Origin of the sequence: Streptomyces sp. NPDC059037, from assembly GCF_042740015.1 — a bacterium.
Lineage (GTDB): Bacteria > Actinomycetota > Actinomycetes > Streptomycetales > Streptomycetaceae > Streptomyces.
Window position 1 is genome coordinate 13,789 of sequence record NZ_JBHYIG010000081.1, and the last position, 18,426, is coordinate 32,214.

Here is an 18,426-nt window from a genome sequence, read left to right on the forward strand (position 1 = left end):
CGTGTTGCTGCCCACTTGCCTGTCGTGTCGTCTGCCGTGCGGCGGGGTCGCCGACGTACAAAGCCGACGTACAAAACGGTTGCCGTCAGCGGACGCCCCTGATCGAGCGGACCGACAGCGCGCCGAGCACCGAAAGACCGGCGCCCGCGACGAACAGGGCCGTGTAGCCGCCGCCGTCGCTGCCCCCGCAGAGCGAGACGATGACCGACGCGACGAAGGGGGCCAGGATCTGCGGGCCCGCCTGCGCCATGTTCAGGACTCCGAGGTCGCGCGCGGCGTCGTCGGCGCTCGGCAGGATCATCGAGACCAGCGCGTTGTCCACGGCCATGAAGCAGCCGAAGCCGAGGCCGTTGAGCGCGGCGAAGACGATCATCGAGGGCCAGCTCGGCCAGACGGCGGGGATGACGAGGGCCACGGCGGAGATCGCGGCGGACGCGGCGACGAACAGCTTGCGCCGGTTCAGCCGGTCGGAGAGCACGCCGCCGACCACCGTGGACACGGCCATCGCGACGGCGCTGACGGGCGTGAGGACGGCGACGGCGTCCTCGGGCTCGAGCCCGGACGGCAGGTCGATGTGGTCCTGGAGGATGTAGAGCTGGTAGCCGAAGACGCAGAAGTAGCCGAGCACGAGCAGCGCGCGCCCGATGAACGCCCAGCGGAAGTCGTGGTGGCGCAACGCGCCGAGGAACGCGGCGAACTGCTTCTTCAACGGGACCGGGGCCTGGGCCGGGACCGGGACCGGTGCGTGCGCGGCAGCCGGTCGGGACGGGTTCGGAGCGCTCGCCGAACTCGGCTTCTCGCGGGCGAGCGACGAGAACAGGACGGCGGAGACCGCCACGAACAGACCGAGCACCAGGTATCCGGTGCGCAGCTGGTCGGAGAAGGCCGAACCGATCAGCGCGCCCAGGGTCGAACCGATCGGCAGCCCGATGCCCACGGCCGCCGACGCCCTGCCGCGCGCGGCGAGCGGCACCCGGTCGGGGACGACCGAGGTGAGGGCCGCCTGGAAGACGTTCATCACGGCCTGGCCGAGACACCAGGCGATGGTCACGAGCAGAACGGTCCGCACCCCGCCGAGCAGCGCCATCGCGCCGACGGCCGCGAGGCCGCCGCCGAGGATCCACGGGTTGCGGCGGCCGCTGCGGTCGGAGAGGGCGCCCGCTATCGGGTTGAAGACCGTGGCGAAGACGGCGCTCACGCCACTGACGAGGCCGAGCATCGCGACCTTGTCCGCCTTGTCGATCTGCTCGATCTGCAGCGGGAGCAGCACGCTGCCGACGCCGACGTAGAGGGTGTACATCGCGGTGTTGGCCAAGGTCAGGAGGGGCATGAGACCGCGCGGGGTCCGGTCCCGACCGTCCTGATCTTGGTCTTGGTCTTCGTCTGGGTCCTGGTCTGGGTCCTGATCTGGGTCCTGGTCCTGGTGAGCGGAAAGGGCCACGTTGCCCTCCTCCTCAGAAGGTCGGTCGCGATGACCGAGAATGGTCGTGACACGTGTAACTTGACACGTGTAAGGGCAATTCCTAGCACCCGCTCGACGCCCGCACCAGACCCTCGGTCGGGAAACCCGCTGTGAAAGGATCCGCTGCAGGATGAACGAAAGCCCTCCTCCGACAAGCACCGCCGTCGCCCGTCACGCCGGTGTCTCGCGGGCGACCGTCAGCTACGTCCTGAACGGGTTGGCCGCGGGCCGTGTCAGTGCCGCGACCCAGGAGAAGGTGCGCGCGGCCGCCGAGGAGCTCGGTTACGTTCCGCATGCCGGCGCCCGTTCACTGCGCTCCGGCCGCAGCGGGCTCGTCCTGATCGCTGTGCCCGCCGATACGGTGCCCGCCTTCGGGCCGTTGTTCGCGGGGTTCGTCGCCGCGTTCCAGGCGGAGTTGCAGGCGTACGGGCTCACCGGCGTGCTGCACGGCGCAGGCGCGGGGGGCAGTCCGCAGGCCGCCGCCCGTGCCTGGGCCGAGTTGCGTCCTGCCGCCGTCATCGCGACGCTCGGCGCCCCGCTCGACGAGGCGTCCGTCGAGCTCCTCAAGCGGTCCGGCACCGCCGCCGTCGTCGCCTACGGACCGCCGCCCGCGCCCGGCGCGCACGGCATCACCATGGACCAGGAGGAGGTCGGCGCCGTGGCCGCTGCGCATCTCCTGGCCGGCGGGCGGCGGCGTATCGGCGTAGTCGTGCCCGTCGAGCGCGGGCTCGAGATGTTCAGCGCACCTCGTCTGCGAGGAGTGCGGGCCGCGGCCGCCGCGAGCCCCGGCGCGCACGTCGAGCCGGTCGAGCTCGCGTACACCGAGGAGTCGGCCGCGGAACTCGCCGCGCGCTGGCGGGAGTTGGACCTGGACGCGGTGTTCGCCTACAACGACGAGTACGCGATGCTCCTGATGCGGGCCCTGCAGGACGCCGGGTACGACATCCCCGGGGACGTCGCCGTGGTCGGCGCCGATGATCTGCTGCTCGGCAGGCTGCTGCGCCCGAGGCTCACCAGCGTACGCATCGAACTCCCCGCAGCCGCCGAGGTCGCCGCCCTGGTCGACCGGCTCATCCGGGAGCCGGAGACCCCACCGGCCGTGCACCGGCGGGCGAGGGTACGCATCGAGGCGAGGGAGTCCAGCCGCCCCGCGGCGGAGTGAGGCTCAGGGACGCTCGTCGGTGGAGTGAGGCTCAGGGACGCTCGTCGGCGGGGTGAGAGTCAGGGGCGCTCGTCGCCTCCCCCGCCTCCCCGTCGTCGGACAGGACAAGCCCCGCCGCCGCGCCGAACCGCCGCCACAGCAGTTCGTACTCCGCCTGGCGGCGCAGCGGCCCTGGTGGGCGGATCACGGTGCGGGGCGTCGAGATCTGCTGGCCCAGGATGAACTGCTCGCGGGTCAGGTCCAGTTCGAGCCCGCTCGGCAGGCGGTTCCACCAGTGGTGGCCCTGCTGTTCCCCCGCCGAGGACCGCACATCCCCGCACAGCAGCACGCCGCCGAACAGGTCGTGGACCAGGAGCGCGGTGATGTCGCAGTGCCCCCAGGCCGGATTCTCGGCGCTCCACGGCGTGCGCTCGAGATCGTCGGGGGAGCAGGTGTCGGCGGACCACGCGGCGCGCAGCGCGGCGTCGATGCCGCTCAGCGTCAGCGGAGTCGCGGTCGGCGGGAGCCCGGTCGTCGGCGAAATCATGTTGGCCACCCTGGCATCCGCCACTGACAATGCCGGACGGATGCCCCGCACCGACCGGCTCCCGCCCACCCCTGGCAGACCGCACCGACCCGCACCGACCCGCACCGCCGAAGGGCCCCACCCATGCGATCGACCCTCTTCAACGTCGCCTTCGACTGTGTCGACGCCGCCCGGAGGGCAACGAATTCTGCGTGCTGCGCAGTGCCGCCGAACGCGCGGCGGGCGAATCGGCCACGTGTGACGGAGCCGCGGGGTGAGCGACCGCGCGCCAGCCTTGAGCCGGGTGCTACCCGTTGACCGCCCCAGCCGCCACCGCATCCCCCCGCCCGGCCAACGACGCCGAGTATCTGCGCAGCAGCAGGACTGCCGTGGTGGCGAGGCCCGTGAGGAGGCCGAGCCAGATGCCGGTGGTGTCCAGGGCTAGCGGGAAGGCCAGGAGCCAGGCGGCGGGGAGTCCGACCGCCCAGTAGCCGATGAGCGTGATGCGGAAGCCGCTCTTGGTGTCGTCGAGGCCGCGCAGCAGCCCCACTCCGATGTTCTGCGCGCAGTCGAAGAACTGCAGGAACGCCGTGACGACGAGCAGTTGCGTGGCGATCGTCAGCGCGCGGTCGGACCCCGAGTCCATGAACGGGGCCAGGATCAGGCGGGGCACGGTCAGATAGGCGATGCCGACGACCGTCATGACGGCCGCCGCGCACGCGAGCGCGGTGTTCTTGATCCGCCGCGCGTCCTCGACGCGGCCGAGGGCCAGTTCGCGGCTCACGTTGATGGACGCGGCGTGCGAGAGGCCGACGGCGACCTGGAAGACGATGTAGACGAGCTGGTTGACGGCGGTGTGCGCGGCGAGTGCGGCGGGCCCGAAGGAGCCGGCCATCAGCGCGGTCAGGGAGAAGAATCCCGCTTCCGATCCGTACGTCGCCGCGATCGGCACCCCGAGGCCGATCAGGCGCCTGACCGTGGCCGGGTCGGCCTTGGTCACGCTCAGGGTGAGCAGCGGCGCCAGTTCGCTGTCCCGCTTGGCCGATACGTACAGAGCGAGGAAGGAGAGCAGATAGACGGTGGACGTGGCGATGCCGATGCCGGTCAGGCCGAGCCGGGGCAGGCCCCAAGTACCGTGTACCAGGCCCCAGTTGAGGCCCGCGTTGACGGCGATGGACGCGACCGTGATCTGCAGCAGGGCCTGCGGTCGCCGCATGCCGACGGTGAACTGGCGGATGGCCTGGAACCACAGGCACGGAAGGAGTCCGGGAGCCAGGGCGAACAGCATGCTCTGGGCGCGGTCGACGACGTCCGCGTCCTGGCCGAGCAGCGGCAGGGCCTGGCCGATGAGGATCATCAGGACGGCCCCGGCGATGCCGGCGAGGGTGGCCACGGCGAGGCTGGCGCGGACGATCCCGCGGACTTCATCGTGATTCCCGCAGCCCGCCTCCCTCCCTTCCTCTGGCCCCGATTCCCGTACGGATTCGGCCTGTTCGGCACGGGCCGCCGCGGCCGCGATCTGGTTGCCGACGGAGGTGACAAGGCCGACGCCCATGGTGCGCAGCTGGTTGAAGATGACGATCGCCAGGCCGCCCGCTGCCAGCTCCTGGGTGCCGAGGAGGCCCATCATCACCGTGTCGGTGGTGGTCAGGGCGACCTGTGCGAGCTGGGTGAGGACGAGCGGGACGGCCAGGGTGGCGAGCGCGCGGCTGTCGCGCAGGAGGGTGGTCGGCATCGGCATCGGTGTCATCGGTTCCTGCGGAGTTTGCTGAGGAGCTCCTCGATCTCCCGCTCCGCTGCGGGATCGAGGAGGCCGCGGGCCTGCATCCAGGAGTCGTTGAAGACGGTGTCCAGGTACTTCTCGCCGCCGTCGTTGACGAGCGCGACCATAGTCGTGCCGGGCGGCAGGGCGGGCAGCCGGGTCAGCGCCTCGTGGACGACACCGCCCGCGGAACCGCCGATGAGCAGTCCCGTGCGGGCGACGGCCCGGCAGGTGGCGAACGCCTCGATGTCGCCGACCTTCACGCCCTCGTCGATGAGGCCGAAGTCGACGAGGGCGCCTATCTCGGCGCCCTCGGGTGTGCCGGTGCCCGACTGGTAGTAGTCGTGGGCGGGCCCGCCGAACGCGATGGACCCCTTGGGTTCCACGCCGACGGTCGTGAAGTCGGCCATGAGCGTACGCAGTTCACGTGCCGTTCCGCAGAGGGCGCCGCCCGTGCCGACCGCGCCGACGAGCACGTCGATACGTCCGTCGAGCGCGTCGTGGAGTTCATGGGCGACGGGGAAGTATCCGACGCCGTTGCTGGGGTTGTTGTGCTGCTCGGTGAAGATCGTGTTGTCCTGGCCGCGCGCCATGTCCTCGGCGAGCTCCTCGCGGGCGGCGGTGGCGAGTTCATCGGTCCCGTCGTCGGCCACGTAGACGAGTTCGGTGCCGAGCGCCTTCATCCCGCGCAGTTTGTCGGCGCAGGCGTGGTGGTCGACGACGGCGGTGAAGGTGTAGCCGCGTTCGGCGGAGATGACGGCGAGGCCGAGCCCGGTGTTGCCCGACGTGGACTCGATGATCCGGCCGCCGGGGCGCAGTTCGCCGCGGGCCTCGGCGTCGGCGATCATCTGCCGGGCCATCCGGATCTTGGCCGTGCCGGTGGGGTTGAACATCTCCAGTTTGAGCAGCAGGCGGCTGCCGGTCTCGGTGGCGGCGAGTTCGAGGAGGGGGGTGTGGCCGATGAGGTCGGACACGCGGGAGACCACGGCGGGGCGCTGAAGTGATCCGGGCATCACAGCTCCTGGGGTGAGTCGGGGCCAGTCGGGCCGGTCGAGGCAGTCGGGCCGGTCGAGTCGAGAGTCGGGTCGGTCGCGATCAGGCTCGGAGGAAGTGCCGGTCGAACCGCCAGCGCGGACGCCGCTCCGGCCGCCCCGCCGGCCGACCCTCTGGACGCTCGACGCGGTCGATGACCACCTTCGGCGGCAACGGCAGTTCATGGAACGGCGACTCGTTGGAGTCCATCTGGTATCCGGCCGTGTTGGGATACACGAGCAGATCCCCCACCCGGGGCTGCCGCGGGAACGGGACCTTGCGCCAGGTGAGCAGGTCCGACTCCAGACAGGTCGCCGCGCCCACGCTCGCGGGAAAGATCCCCGGGGAGCCGTCGGACTCTTCGGCGGACCGGGGCAGCAGACAAGGCTCCGGCAGATACTCGCTGTTGAACCACTGCTCCGACAGACTCAGGCTGCTCCCGTCGACCGTCAGGATCCGATAGCCGTCGCGTTCCTTGACCCCCTGGATCCGGAACACGCTGCCGCCCGCCCGGTCAAGAAGCGCACGCCCCGGCTCGACGAGGAGCGCGACGCCGCACTCCTTCAACAGCCCGGCGAGCGGCTGCCCGTGCCCCTGCGGCCGGGACGAGAGCAGAGCCGCGAGCGCCCCGGCCCCGGCGACCGGCGAGTGGTACGGATAGAAGTCCCCGGAGCCGAACGACTTGCCCGCGTGAAAGTGCCCACCGTGCTGCTCGGCGAGGAACGCGCGCCAGCTCCCGGCGTCGGTATAGCTGACCGGCAGCCCGCCGCCGACGCTGATCCGGTCCGCCGCGAGGCCGAGCGCGCGCGCCTTCAGGCACCGCTCGACGAGCCGGGCCGCCAGATCGGCGCGCGGCCCCACCTCGTATCCGGAGAGATGGAAACTGAACCCCTCCATCCGTACGGCGTCGCCCGCCCGGACGCAGCGGTCGAGCGCGGCGGTCAGTTCGGCGTCGGTCATGCCGAAGCGGCTGTGCGGCTGCGTGGGCGGCAGGCAGCGCAGCAGCACCCTGGCCGGGCGGAGCGCGGCCACTGTCTCCGTCGCGAGCAGCGCTTCGAGTTCGTCGAGCGCGTCCACGGCGATCAACGCACCCTGCCGCACCGCGAGTTCGAGCAGCTCACGCGCTTTGGCGGGGCCGGTGACGACGACGTCCTCGCCGCGTACTCCGTGGCCCAATGCCTCGCGCAGCTCACCGAGGGATGCGACGTCGACGCCCGCGCCGTGCGCCGCGCAGCGTTCGACCCACACGGCGGCCTTGTTGGACTTCTTCGCGAAGTACACGAAGCCGTCCACATCCGCAGCCTTCAAAGTCGCCCGCATGGCCAGCAAGTTGGCGTCGAAGGCGGCCGGCAGGAGGAAGTGGAACGGGCCGCCGAGCGCGTACGAAAGTTCATCGAGCAGCCCGCTCGCCAGGACCGTCTCGGTGGCGGGATCGGGCAGGGCGGGCACGCTCGGCCAGGTGGCCACGCCCCCGGCGGATGCGGTCACTGCCACAGGGCCACCTCGGTGCCCAGGCCCTGGGCGATGGCGAGTTGGGCGAAACGGTGGCCGAGCGCGATGTCCGTGACGACCAGGCCGCTGTTGTACGCGAAGATCCGGTCCTCGGCCGACCGGCGCCCGACGGCGGCACCCGCGAGCACGGGCGGGAACTCGGCGTCCACCGGCGGGAGTTGGCCCTTAGCGTCGGCCATGTCGGTTCCGGTGACGTTCATCTGTGCCTCGCTCGTGGCGATGAGGCGGTCGGCCTCGTGGAGCGTCGAGGGGGCGAGCCCGTGCCCGACCAGGACGCAGAGCGCGCCGGGCTTGAGCCAGTCGGCCTCGACCGCGGCGGGGGTGTGCCCGCCCGCCGTGGCGACGATCACGTCGGCGTCCGCCGCGGCGGCCCGCAGGTCGGTCACGATCTCCAACTCCCGCTCCGGGAAATGGGAGTCGAGCTCGGCACGGACGGCCGCGATGCCATCGGGGTGGGTGCCGGACAGCATCAGCCGGTCGAGGCCGGGCAGCGCGGTGAGCAGGAACGGCAGGGCGAGCCTGCCCTGGGTCCCGGTGCCGATGACCAGCGCGCTGCGCGCGCCGGGGGCGGCGCACTCGCGGGCCAGGAGCGCGGAGACGGCCGGGGTGCGCAGGGAGCCGATGCGGGAGCAGTCCATCATCGCCACCGGAAGACCCGTGACATCGTCGTACAGCGTGAGCGAGGTGTAGTAATGCTGCTCGTCGCGGCCCTTGTCCAGGCCGTGCTTGTACGAGGTCTTGATCGCGACGACATCGCGGGAGCCGTCACGGCCGAGCATCGCGTAGGCGACCGAGTGCTCGTCGCGCGGTTTGACGGTCAGCTTGCGGGGGTTGTCGGAGCGCCCCGCGTGGAGGGTGCGGTAGGCGTCCTCGACCGTGGCGATGACGTCGGCGAGGGAGATGTCGATGCCGGCGAGGTCCGTGGTGGACAGGACGCGCAGGCGTCGGCCCGCGCCGTCGGCCGTCCCGGTGTCCGAGGGGCTCGTCGATATTCGGGTCATGGGGGTGTACCTCCGGTCCGTGGGCGGGAGTTCGGGCCGCGTGCGCCGGGCGGGGCCGACACAGATGCGTCGCGCAGGGTCAGCGCGCGCGTGCTTCGAGCGCGCTCTGGCCGTAGCCGTGCTCGGCGGCTTCGGCGGGCGGCCGTGTGCGCCGCCCGGGGACGCGTACGGAGGCCCGCTTGAGCCAGCGGTCGGTGCCGTCGTAGCGGGCCTGGAACGGCACCCGGCCGTGCACCACGAGGTCGTTGTCGACGACGAGGATCTCGCCGGGGGCGAGGCTCACCGCGACCGAGGCGCGGGCGAGTTCGGCTTCGAGGCGCCGGTAGGCGGCGCGGTAGGGCGCCACCGCACGCTCCACCGGGGTGTATGCCGGGTCGAAGCGCAGCGTCAGGCCGTCATCGGCCGCGAACAGGGCGGGCACCGCGGGCGGCGGCTGGTCGGCGTAACCCTGGGCGGCGGCGTACGCGTCGTCGGGGAGGATCGGCAGGACGGGGCGCGCGAGCAAGTCGAGGTCCTTGTCGGAGAGTTGGACCTTGCGGACGCTGGCCGCGGTGGTGGCGACCCGGTCGTGATTGCGTACGCAGCCGAGCATCAGGAGATGGGCGCGGCCGGGATGGAAGGCGTCCTCGGTGTGCGGGCTGAGGAGCACCGCGCTGCTCGCGCCGGTCTGCTCGGCCTCGTGGCCGGGCGAGGGGACGATGTTGTGCACGAACCGGCCGTCCTGCTGGCCCTCCCAGGCAAGGGGGTTGCCCATCGCGCAGGCGAGCAGCAGCAGCGTGATGTCGTGGACGGCCCCGCTGTCACCGGCGTCGGCCCAGCTCGCGGGTGTCGGCCCGACGGCCTGGTCGTCGACGTCGAGGCCGCGCAGGACGAAGAGTCCGTCCGCGGTGTCCACGGGCCGGCAGTGGTGCAGCAGACGGGAGTCGAAACGGGCCGCGGCCTGCGCTATGCGCTCCAGAAGCCGGGGAGACGTGGCGGATGTGCCGAATTCGGCGAGTATCTTCTCGGCGGTTTCGCGGAGTTGGTGTGCGGAATGGGGGTCGAGCGTGCGGACAGGTGCGGCTGCCGTGCTCATGGCGAAGTCGTCCGTTTCCGTTGGGTGGGGGGAATCGGTCCGTGTCACCGGTGACTCTTTGAACGCTAGCAGTAAAGTAAGGTAAGGCAAACCTTAGTAGTGGATCACGCCAGGGAACGGCGGAATTCTCAACTCGGGGGCGCACAGGCGCACTTCACGGGGGGTGCGGGTTGCGGGGCCCTTCATTCTTAGGGTAGGCAAACCTAAAGCCATCTTGACTGCCCCGAACCGGCTGCGAACCGGTCCGAACGGAACGAGGACGTACGTGGACATCTCCAGGCGCCAAGTGCTGTGGGCCGGCGGGGCATTGAGTACGGCGGCTCTGCTGACCGGGTGCTCGGGGGACGGTGAATCCTCGTCCGACGCGGCCGACGCGGGCGGCAAGCCCCGCAAGGGCGGCACGCTCCGGGTCGGCGCCCTGGGCCGGGCCTCGGCCATCACCCGGGACCCGCACGGCACTCAGACCAACGAGAGCGACTACCTCATCATCGCCCTCCTGTACGACACGCTCACCGCGCCCGGCGCGAAGAAGAACACCACCCCACGCCTCGCGGCCAGTTGGAAGTCCTCCGAGGACCTGAAGACCTGGCGCTTCACCATCGCCAAGGGCGCCAAGTTCCACGACGGCACACCGGTCACCGCCGACGACGTCGTCTGGTCGCTGCGCCGGCTGCGGGGCACGCCGTCCGGTGCGTCGCGGCTGCCCGGCATCAAGGCCGAGAACATCAAGGCGGAGGGCGACGACACCGTCGTCCTCGTCTCCGACTACGCCAACGCCGAACTGCCCCTGCTCATGCGTCTGACGACCTTCGTGCTCAAGAAGGGCACCAAGGACAAGGAGCTCGGGAAGGCACCCGGCACCGGTCCCTTCAAGCTCGACTGGTTCCGCTCCGGCAACGCCCGTCTCGTACGCAACGCGGACTGGCACGGCGGCGAGGTGTACCTGGACGCCATCGAGGTCAAGATCTTCGAGTCGCCGCAGGCGATGTCCAACGCCCTGATCGCCGGGCAGATCGACCTCGCCTCCAACGTCGGCTCGGTCGCCGCCCGTACGGCGAAGAAGCGCGAGGACATCCAGATCGTGCGCCGCCCCGACGACATGGCGATGCCCATCGTCATGCGCACCGCCGACGGCCCGTTCGCGGACCCGAAGGTGCGCGAGGCGCTGCGGCTCGCCGTGGACCGCAAGGCCATGGTCGACCAGGTCCTCTCCGGGTACGGGAGCGTCGGCAACGACATCCTCGGCACCGGCGACCCCGCGTACGACGAGAAGATCCCGCAGCGCGGCCGTGACCTCGCCAAGGCCAAGTCCCTGCTGAAGGAGGCGGACTTCGACACGTCCAAGACGTACCGCCTGCTGACCACCGAGGACGTCCCGGGCCTCGCCGAGTCCGCGACGCTCTTCGCCAGTCAGGTCCGCGAGGCCGGGGTGAAGGTGGAGGTGGTCAAGCAGGAGTCCGCGACGTTCTGGGACAAGACCTGGCTCAAGGGCGACCTCTACACCAGCTACTGGGGAACCAACGACTCGGTGATCTTCCTGGCGAGCAAGACGATGGTCTCCGAGTCCGCGCAGAACGAGGCGGCCTTGAAGAACAAGGAGCTGGACGCGGCCTACCGCGAGGCCATCGGCGGCAAGGACGCGGCGGCGCGCGCCGAGGCGCTCGGCGAACTCCAGAAGATCGAGCACGACGCGTCCGGCTATCTCCTGTGGGGCGTCGCCGAAGGCATCGACCTGGCCGCCGCCCCCGTGCACGGCCTGCCCGAACTGCCCGGCTACGGACGTGTGCAGCTCGAGTCGGCATGGCTGGCCCGCTGAGCGGTACGGCGACGCGGACCGGGGCGGGCGCAGGCGGCAAGGGCCCTGGCGCGGGTTCCGGACCCGGCGCCGGCGGCAGTGCCGTGACGGCGCGCCGGGCCGGACGGGCGGCGCTGTCCGGCGCCCTCCGGCTCGGCGTGCTGCTCGCCCGCCGCGCGCTGCTGCTCGCCGTGCTGCTCGCCGTCGTCTTCGCCGCCATCGAACTGCTGCCGGGTGACGCCGCCAACGCCACGTCGGAGCGCGGCGAGACCGCGGCCGACCTGGAGCGGCGGCGCCATCTGCTCGGCCTCGACCAGCCGGTCCTCACCCGCTTCACGGACTGGATGACCGGCCTGCCGTCCGGTGACCTCGGCACGTCCGCCCGCGGCGAGTCCATCGCGGAGCTGCTGTCCCGGCCCTTCCCCAACACCCTGCTCCTGGGCGGTCTCGCGCTCCTCGTGACGCTCGCCGTCTCCGTCGGCCTCGGCTGCTGGGCGGCGCTCAAGCCCGGCGGCACCGCCGACCGGGCCGTCTCCGCCACGGCCACCGGGATCCTCGCGCTGCCCGAGTTCGTCGTCGCGGTGGCCCTGGTGCTCGTCTTCGCCCTCTGGACCGACCTGCTGCCCGCCGTCACACTGACCGACGCCGACGGCTCACCGGCCTCCTGGCGCATGCTGATCCTGCCCGTAATCGCCCTGGCGATCCCGCAGATCGGCTGGAACACCCGCATCGTGCGCGCCGCCCTCGCCGACGAGGCGAAGGCCCCGCACGTGGAGAGCGCCGTGATCGACGGACTCCCGCGCCACCGGATCCTCACCCACCATCTGCTGCCCGGCGCACTGCCGACCATCGCGGCGGGCATCGCCACCTCGACGGGCATGCTGCTCGGCGGCGCCGTCGTGGTGGAGACCATCTTCAACTACCCGGGAATCGGCTCGGTCCTGGCCGGCGCCGTCGCCGACCGGGACAGCCCGGTGGTAGCCGGAGTCGTCGCCATCACCGGCGCGGTCATCACCGGGGTACTCCTGCTCGCCGATCTGGTACGTGCCCGGGCTTCTGGAGGCCGCGTATGACCGCCCCGTCAGCCCCGCCGCGGACCGTGCGTCGCCGACCCCGGAGGGGTGTCGTGGTGCGGGTGCTGCCCGCGCTCGTGCTCATCGCGGTTGCCGTCGCGGGGCCCTGGCTCGTCCCGCACGCCATCGACACCCCGGTCGCCGCCCCGTACGCCGAGCCGGGCGGCAAGGCCGTCCTCGGTGGTGACCAGCTCGGGCGTGATGTGCTCAGCCGGCTGCTTGCCGGAGGGCGTGAACTCATTGGTACGTCGCTGCTTGTGGCCGCCCTGGTCACCGTTACCGCCGCGCTGCTCGGCGTGCTCGGCGCCCTGCGGCCGGCCGTCGGGCGTGTCGTCGAGCGGGCCGCCGATGTGCTGATGCTGCTGCCCGCCGTGCTCGGCATCCTGCTCATCGCGCTGTCCTGGCCGGGCGGCGGCCGGTTCGCCGTGATCGCGGCCGCGGTCGTGATGGGCGTTCCCTATGCCGTACGACTCGTCGCGGGCGCCGCGGCGCCGGTCGCGGCCGCCGGGTACATCGAGGCGGCGGCCGTCGGCGGGGAGCGCCTGTGGCATCTCGTCGTACGCGAGGTCCTGCCCAATCTGCGCGCCACGCTGCTCGCCCTCTTCGGGCTGCGCTTCGTCGCCGCCGTCTACATCGTCGCCACCGCGGGGTTCCTCCAGGTCGGACCCCAACCACCCGCCGCCGACTGGGCGTTGATGATCCGGGAGAACTCGGGCGGCATCGTCCTGAACCCCTGGGCCGTCCTGGCCCCCAGCATCGCCATCGGCCTGCTCGCCATGAGCGTCAACCTGGCCGCGTCGGCACTCGTCCCGCAGACCGGCCGGAAAGTGGGGACCGCCCTGTGAATCACCTGCCCGACTGGTATCCCGAGGGTCAAGTCCCCGCGTCCGACGTGGCGGTGAGCGTCACGGGCCTGACGGTCGCCGCCGCCGACGGCCGTCTGCTGCTCGACGGCGGCAGCCTGGAGGTGCGCCCCGGCCGTGTCACCGCGCTCGTCGGCCCCTCCGGCTGCGGCAAGACCACCCTCCTTCGGGCCGTCGCCGGAGCACTGCCACCGGGGGCCGGGCGGACGGAGGGCAGCGTCGAGGTGCTCGGCCGGGACGTCCTGACCCTTGGCGCCGCCGACCTGCGCACCCTGCGCAGGCACCGGCTCGCCTACCTCGGCCAGGACCCCGGCACCGGTCTCAACCCCCGGATGAAGGTGCGCGGCCTGCTCGCCGAAGTGGCCGTCGACCGGACCCCCGCGTCCCTCTCCGCCCTGCTCTCCGAGGTCCAACTCCCCACGGGAGAGGGGATATTGGGCCGTCGCCCCGGCGAACTCTCCGGCGGGCAGCAGCGCCGCGTGGCTCTGGCCAGAGCGCTCGCCCGCCGCCCCGCCGTGCTGCTCCTCGACGAGCCGACCGCGGGGCTCGACCCGGCCCTGCGCGACGAGATCGCCGAACTCCTGCGGCACCTGGCGGGCCACCACCAGCTCGCCGTCGCCCTGTCCTGCCACGACACGGACCTGGTGGCGCGGCTCGCCGACGACGTCGTGGATCTCTCCCGGGGCAAGGCGGCACCCCTGCCCGTCCCGCGCGCGACGCCGCGGGCGCTGCCCGACGGCCCTCCGACCCTCTCCGTCTCCGGCCTGCAGGCGGCCTTCGTGCGCCGCGGCCGCCGCGTCCCCGTCCTGCACGGCGTCGACCTCGCCGTCACCCCCGGATCGAGCACCGGCATCGTCGGCGCGTCCGGCTCCGGCAAGACGACCCTGGTCCGCGCGGTCGTCGGCCTCCACCGGCCCACCGGCGGCACGGTCACCCTCGACGGCGTACGCCTTGCCCCCGCCGCCCAGCGCCGCACCCGCGAACAGTGCCGCCGCCTCCAACTGGTCCCGCAGGACCCCCTGGGCACCCTCAACCCGAGCCGTACGGTGGGCCAGACGCTCGGCCGCCCGCTGCGCCTGCACCGCAGGGCGGAACGCGCCGATGCCCCGGCCCGCGTCCTCGAACTCCTCGAACAGGTCGGGCTCCCCGCGAACTTCGCGGACCGCTACCCCCACGAGCTATCCGGCGGCCAGCGCCAACGCGCCTCCATCGCACGGGCGTTGGCGGCCGACCCGGACGTACTCGTCTGCGACGAGGTGACGTCCGCCCTGGACGACGGGACCGCCGCGTCGATCATGGACCTGCTGGAGGAGCTGCGGGACGGCCGAGGGCTCGCCCTGGTCCTCATCAGCCACGACCTCCACCTCATCGCCGGCCGCACGGACTCCCTCCTGGTCCTGTCGGAGGGCGAGGCCGTCGAATCGGGCACGACCCGCGATCTCTTCGCCGCCCCGTCCCATCCGGTCACCGCCTCGCTGGTGGCGGCCGCGGCGGGTCTTCCGGAGTTGCCGGTCTGATCCGCACCTGCATGCTCCAGATGCTCAAGGCGTTCTGAAGCGATCGTTTCAGAATGTGCTAGCGTCTCGATCGCCAGTTATGGAGCGGGTGCTCCAGAAGTGATGGCGCGATCGGGAGGGGCCGCGATGCCGCCTGCGGTGTACATGGTCGCCCTGGGGATCTTCACCCAGGGGACATCGGAGTTCATGCTGTCCGGGCTGCTCCCGGGCATGGCCGCCGACCTGGGGGTGTCGATCCCCGAGGCCGGACTGCTGATCTCCGCCTTCGCGATCGGCATGGTCGTCGGCGCTCCGCTGCTCGCGGTGGCCACCCTGAGCCGGCCGCGCCGGACAGCGCTCGTCTCCCTGCAGGCGGCCTTCGTCGTCGCCCATGTGATCGGCGCCATCGCGCCCGATTACGGCGTCCTGTTCGTCACGCGCGTGGTCAGCGCCCTCGCGTACGCCGGGTACTGGGGCGTGGCCGTGGCCACCGCGGTGGCGCTCGTCCCGGCCGCGGCCAAGGGGCGTGCGGTCGCCGTGGTGGCGGGCGGTCTCACGCTCGCCACCGTCGTCGGCGTGCCCGCAGGCACCCTGCTGAGCCAGCACTCCAGCTGGCGCGCCGCGTTCTGGGCGGTGGCCGCGGCGACCCTGGTGAGCCTGGTCTGCACGCTGCTCGTCGTCCCCGGCGGGCGGGGCGAGCAGCCGCGTACGTCGGTGAAGGAAGAGCTGCGGGGCATGGCACGTCCCCAGCTCTGGCTCTCGTACGCCATCACGGCCTTCGCCTTCGGCGCGGTCATCGTCACCTTCAGCTATCTGGCGTCCCTGCTGACCGAGGTGAGCGGGGTGCCCGAAGGCTGGGTGCCCGCGGTCCTCGCGCTGTTCGGCGTCGGCGGCATGGCGGGCCTCTTCATCGGCGGCCGCACCGCCGAAGCCCGCCCGCTCGCCACCCTGGGCCTCGGGCTCGGCGCGCTCGCGCTGTTCTCCGCGCTGCTCGCGCTGACGGCCGGGTCCGCCGTCGTGGTCATCGCCCTGGTGTTCCTCCTGGGCGTGGCCGGATACGTCACCAATCCCGCCCTGCAGTCCCGGGTGTTCACCCTCGCGCCCGCCGCCCCGACGCTCGTCGGCGCCACCAACACGGCCGCGTTCAACGTCGGCAACACCCTGGCCCCGCTCCTCGGCGGCCTGACCATCGACGCCGGGCTCGGCTACGCCTCCGTGGCCTGGGTCGGCGCCGCGCTCGCCGCAGCGGGTGCCGGGGCGGTGCTGTGGGCGGCGCGGCTTCAACGGGGCGTGTGCGAGACCCCGGTGAGACGGACGAGAGAAGAAGCAGCCGTATGACAGCCACGACAGGCAGCCGTATGAGAGACCCGAGAAGAGAAAGAGAAGAGAGAAGCGACATGCGCCACGACACCTCCGCGACCCGCACCCGGATCACCGCCGACCCCGACTGGTACGAGTCGGCCGGAATCTCCCTCGGCATCCGCGTCGGCGACCTCGTCTTCACCTCGGGGCAGGCGCCGGTCGACGCCGACGGGGCGACGGTCGGTGCCGGGGACTTCGAGACCCAGGCCCGGCAGGCGCTCGCCAATGTGGCGACCGTCCTCGGCAACGCCGGGTCCGGCCTGGACAAGGCGGTGAAGCTCACGGTCTTCGTCACCGACATCGCCCACCAGGACGTCTTCGCCGCGCTCCGGGCGCGGTTCTACGTCCCGCCGTTCCCCGCGGAGTCGTTCGTCCAGGTCGCCGCGCTCGCCGACCCCGAGTGGCTGATCGAGATCGAGGCGGTGGGAGCCGTCGCGTAAGCGGGTGAGCCCTGTTCTGTACGCACGTTCCAAAACCCTTAGGGTGGAGGCATGGCCAGGCCACGAGAGTTCGACGAGGACCGCGTCGTCACCGCCGCCATGGAGACGTTCTGGCGCCACGGTTACGAGGGCACATCGACGCGCGCGCTGTGCGACAGCACGGGCCTCGGGCCATCCAGCCTCTACAACACCTTCGGCGGCAAGCGGCAGCTCTATCTGCGCGCCCTGAGGCGCTACCACGAGACGAGCACCGCCGAGCAGATCGAGATCCTGCGGGGCGACGGTCCTGCCAAGGAGCGGCTGCGGGACATGATGATCCACGCCGTCGACGCCGATCTCGACGAGGCGGACGGCCGCGGGTGCTTCGCGATCAACACCGCCGTCGAGATCGGCGGCCTCGACCCGGAGGTCAAGGACGCGGTGCGGCGCACCTTCGACCGCGTGGAGGAGGAGCTGCGCGCGGTCGTGGCGGCGGGCGTGCGCACCGGCGAGCTGCGTTCGACCGGTGACCCGCGGACCGTCGCACGCCGAGTGCAGAGCACGTACTACGGCCTGCGCGTGCTCGCCCGGGTGCAGGACGACCGGCGGGTGCTGCTCGACATCGTGGAGAACACGCTCGCGGATCTCTGACCGAGAGCCCGTACCGCTGTCGAGAACGCCCCCATGCGCCATAGCCGTTCATGCCAGAACGTGGTGTCCGCATGACGCGGATCTTTGTTCATGCGGCGTATCCCCAGAAGTAATCGCGGCTGATTGGATGATCGGCGCCACGACCGCCGTGCCTCCGTTCTGGTGCACGGCGGTCTCGACAACCCCCCACCCACAGGAGATTCAGTGCCGCACCCAGCGCTGCGCAGGACTCAGGCCGCCGCGATCACGACCGTGCTCGCCGCCGCGACACTCGCCGCCGTCGCCCCGTCGGCGACCGCCGCCCCCGCTGCACCGGCCGCCACTCCCGAGCTGAAGGTCCTTTCGTACAACGCCTTCCTCTTCAGCAAGACGCTCTACCCCAACTGGGGCCAGGACCACCGGGCCAAGGCGATCCCGGCCGCGGACTTCTTCAAGGGCCAGGACGTCGTCGTGCTCCAGGAGGCCTTCGACAACTCCGCGTCCGACGCGCTGAAGTCGAACGCCGCGGCCCAATACCCGCACCAGACCCCGGTGATGGGCCGCGGCAAGGACGGCTGGGACGCAACCGGCGGCGCCTACTCCGCGACGACCCCGGAGGACGGCGGGGTCACCGTCCTGAGCAAGTGGCCGATCGTGCGCAAGGAGCAGTACGTCTACAAGGACGCCTGCGGCGCCGACTGGTACTCCAACAAGGGCTTCGTCTATGCCCAGTTGGACGTCAACGGCACGAAGGTGCACGTCGTGGGCACGCACGCGCAGTCCACCGACCCGGGCTGCGGCTCCGGCGAGGCCGCGGCGACGCGCTCGAAGCAGTTCAAGGAGATGGATGCCTTCCTGGACGCCAAGAACATCCCGGCGGGCGAACAGGTCCTTGTGGCGGGCGACTTCAACGTCGACTCGCACAGCGACGAGTACGCGTCGATGCTCGCCGACGGCGGCTTCGCGCCGGCGGACGGCCGCACCGGCCACCCGTACTCCTTCGACACCCAGGACAACTCGATCGCCTCCGAGCGCTACCCGGACGACCCCCGCGAGGACCTCGACTACATCCTGCACCGCAAGGGCAACGCCCGCCCCGCCACCTGGCACAACGAGGTGATCAAGGAGCAGAGCACCCCCTGGACGGTCTCCAGCTGGGGCAAGGAGTACACGTACACCAATCTGTCCGACCACTACCCGGTGATCGGTTCCTAGCCGCCCGCGAGGTCCGGCCCGTCCCCCGGAGGGTAGGGGGGGGGGCCGGCGGGTTGCGGGGA

General features: G+C 71.7%; 16 protein-coding genes. 9 read left to right on the forward strand and 7 right to left on the reverse strand.

The features are described from left to right. Positions 1–85 precede the first annotated feature (85 nt). Complete coding sequence (locus ACFWY6_RS18735) at positions 86–1,330, reverse strand: MFS transporter (protein ID WP_384691388.1); 1,245 nt, start codon at positions 1,328–1,330, stop codon at positions 86–88. Positions 1,331–1,592: 262 nt separating this feature from the next. Between ACFWY6_RS18735 and ACFWY6_RS18740 the strand changes: the two genes are divergently transcribed. After that, positions 1,593–2,624, forward strand: coding sequence for a LacI family DNA-binding transcriptional regulator (locus ACFWY6_RS18740; RefSeq protein WP_384691391.1), 1,032 nt, complete (start codon positions 1,593–1,595; stop codon positions 2,622–2,624). 31 nt (positions 2,625–2,655) lie between these two features. Here the strand turns inward: ACFWY6_RS18740 and ACFWY6_RS18745 are convergent, their stop codons facing one another. The 6 genes from ACFWY6_RS18745 to ACFWY6_RS18770 all read right to left on the reverse strand — a co-directional run bounded on the left by ACFWY6_RS18745 (position 2,656) and on the right by ACFWY6_RS18770 (position 9,511). Next, complete coding sequence (locus ACFWY6_RS18745; protein WP_384691394.1) at positions 2,656–3,150, reverse strand: hypothetical protein; 495 nt, start codon at positions 3,148–3,150, stop codon at positions 2,656–2,658. Positions 3,151–3,436: 286 nt separating this feature from the next. Next, positions 3,437–4,864, reverse strand: coding sequence for an MATE family efflux transporter (locus ACFWY6_RS18750; RefSeq protein ID WP_384691397.1), 1,428 nt, complete (start codon positions 4,862–4,864; stop codon positions 3,437–3,439). A gap of 11 nt (positions 4,865–4,875) precedes the next feature. Beyond that, positions 4,876–5,904, reverse strand: a complete 1,029-nt coding sequence (locus ACFWY6_RS18755) for a cysteine synthase family protein (protein ID WP_384691400.1) — start codon at positions 5,902–5,904, stop codon at positions 4,876–4,878. A gap of 82 nt (positions 5,905–5,986) precedes the next feature. Further along, on the reverse strand, positions 5,987–7,417 hold the full coding sequence (locus ACFWY6_RS18760; protein WP_384691402.1) for a Y4yA family PLP-dependent enzyme: 1,431 nt from the start codon (positions 7,415–7,417) through the stop codon (positions 5,987–5,989). Next, entirely contained in the window at positions 7,408–8,436 is a 1,029-nt protein-coding gene (locus ACFWY6_RS18765; RefSeq protein ID WP_384691404.1) for an ornithine cyclodeaminase family protein, read from the reverse strand. The genes ACFWY6_RS18760 and ACFWY6_RS18765 overlap by 10 nt, the downstream gene beginning before the upstream one ends. 79 nt (positions 8,437–8,515) lie before the next feature. Further along, entirely contained in the window at positions 8,516–9,511 is a 996-nt protein-coding gene (locus ACFWY6_RS18770; protein ID WP_384691407.1) for a TauD/TfdA family dioxygenase, read from the reverse strand. Between the two features lie 265 nt (positions 9,512–9,776). Here ACFWY6_RS18770 and ACFWY6_RS18775 point away from each other — a divergent pair, with 265 nt between their 5' ends. The 8 genes from ACFWY6_RS18775 to sph all read left to right on the forward strand — a co-directional run bounded on the left by ACFWY6_RS18775 (position 9,777) and on the right by sph (position 18,364). Continuing rightward, positions 9,777–11,327, forward strand: coding sequence for an ABC transporter substrate-binding protein (locus tag ACFWY6_RS18775; RefSeq protein WP_384691410.1), 1,551 nt, complete (start codon positions 9,777–9,779; stop codon positions 11,325–11,327). Then, entirely contained in the window at positions 11,312–12,379 is a 1,068-nt protein-coding gene (locus tag ACFWY6_RS18780) for an ABC transporter permease (RefSeq protein WP_384691412.1), read from the forward strand. The genes ACFWY6_RS18775 and ACFWY6_RS18780 overlap by 16 nt, the downstream gene beginning before the upstream one ends. Next, positions 12,376–13,224, forward strand: a complete 849-nt coding sequence (locus tag ACFWY6_RS18785; RefSeq protein WP_384691415.1) for an ABC transporter permease — start codon at positions 12,376–12,378, stop codon at positions 13,222–13,224. The genes ACFWY6_RS18780 and ACFWY6_RS18785 overlap by 4 nt, the downstream gene beginning before the upstream one ends. After that, positions 13,221–14,759 carry an ABC transporter ATP-binding protein gene (locus ACFWY6_RS18790; protein WP_384691418.1) on the forward strand — a complete coding sequence of 513 codons (1,539 nt, stop codon included), beginning with the start codon at positions 13,221–13,223 and terminating at the stop codon, positions 14,757–14,759. The genes ACFWY6_RS18785 and ACFWY6_RS18790 overlap by 4 nt, the downstream gene beginning before the upstream one ends. Before the next feature lie 126 nt (positions 14,760–14,885). Further along, positions 14,886–16,076, forward strand: a complete 1,191-nt coding sequence (locus ACFWY6_RS18795) for a Cmx/CmrA family chloramphenicol efflux MFS transporter (RefSeq protein WP_384691421.1) — start codon at positions 14,886–14,888, stop codon at positions 16,074–16,076. A gap of 59 nt (positions 16,077–16,135) precedes the next feature. Then, positions 16,136–16,540: a RidA family protein gene (locus ACFWY6_RS18800; RefSeq protein ID WP_384691424.1), complete on the forward strand. Its 405-nt coding sequence runs from the start codon at positions 16,136–16,138 to the stop codon at positions 16,538–16,540. Between the two features lie 51 nt (positions 16,541–16,591). Next, positions 16,592–17,170, forward strand: a complete 579-nt coding sequence (locus ACFWY6_RS18805) for a TetR/AcrR family transcriptional regulator (protein ID WP_384691427.1) — start codon at positions 16,592–16,594, stop codon at positions 17,168–17,170. A 204-nt stretch (positions 17,171–17,374) separates the two neighbouring features. Beyond that, a complete protein-coding gene (gene sph, locus ACFWY6_RS18810) occupies positions 17,375–18,364 on the forward strand; it encodes a sphingomyelin phosphodiesterase (protein ID WP_384691430.1) in 990 nt (329 codons plus the stop codon). Positions 18,365–18,426: the final 62 nt, after the last annotated feature.

Coding starts and splice junctions, on each gene's coding strand:
- ACFWY6_RS18750 (WP_384691397.1), bottom strand. CDS start 4,864: ATGCCGACCACCCTCCTGCGCGACAGCCGCGCGCTCGCCACCCTGGCC.
- ACFWY6_RS18765 (WP_384691404.1), bottom strand. CDS start 8,436: ATGACCCGAATATCGACGAGCCCCTCGGACACCGGGACGGCCGACGGC.
- ACFWY6_RS18740 (WP_384691391.1), top strand. CDS start 1,593: ATGAACGAAAGCCCTCCTCCGACAAGCACCGCCGTCGCCCGTCACGCC.
- ACFWY6_RS18800 (WP_384691424.1), top strand. CDS start 16,136: ATGCGCCACGACACCTCCGCGACCCGCACCCGGATCACCGCCGACCCC.
- ACFWY6_RS18770 (WP_384691407.1), bottom strand. CDS start 9,511: ATGAGCACGGCAGCCGCACCTGTCCGCACGCTCGACCCCCATTCCGCA.
- ACFWY6_RS18745 (WP_384691394.1), bottom strand. CDS start 3,150: ATGATTTCGCCGACGACCGGGCTCCCGCCGACCGCGACTCCGCTGACG.
- ACFWY6_RS18785 (WP_384691415.1), top strand. CDS start 12,376: ATGACCGCCCCGTCAGCCCCGCCGCGGACCGTGCGTCGCCGACCCCGG.
- ACFWY6_RS18735 (WP_384691388.1), bottom strand. CDS start 1,330: ATGCCCCTCCTGACCTTGGCCAACACCGCGATGTACACCCTCTACGTC.
- ACFWY6_RS18795 (WP_384691421.1), top strand. CDS start 14,886: ATGCCGCCTGCGGTGTACATGGTCGCCCTGGGGATCTTCACCCAGGGG.
- ACFWY6_RS18755 (WP_384691400.1), bottom strand. CDS start 5,904: ATGCCCGGATCACTTCAGCGCCCCGCCGTGGTCTCCCGCGTGTCCGAC.
- ACFWY6_RS18780 (WP_384691412.1), top strand. CDS start 11,312: ATGGCTGGCCCGCTGAGCGGTACGGCGACGCGGACCGGGGCGGGCGCA.
- ACFWY6_RS18805 (WP_384691427.1), top strand. CDS start 16,592: ATGGCCAGGCCACGAGAGTTCGACGAGGACCGCGTCGTCACCGCCGCC.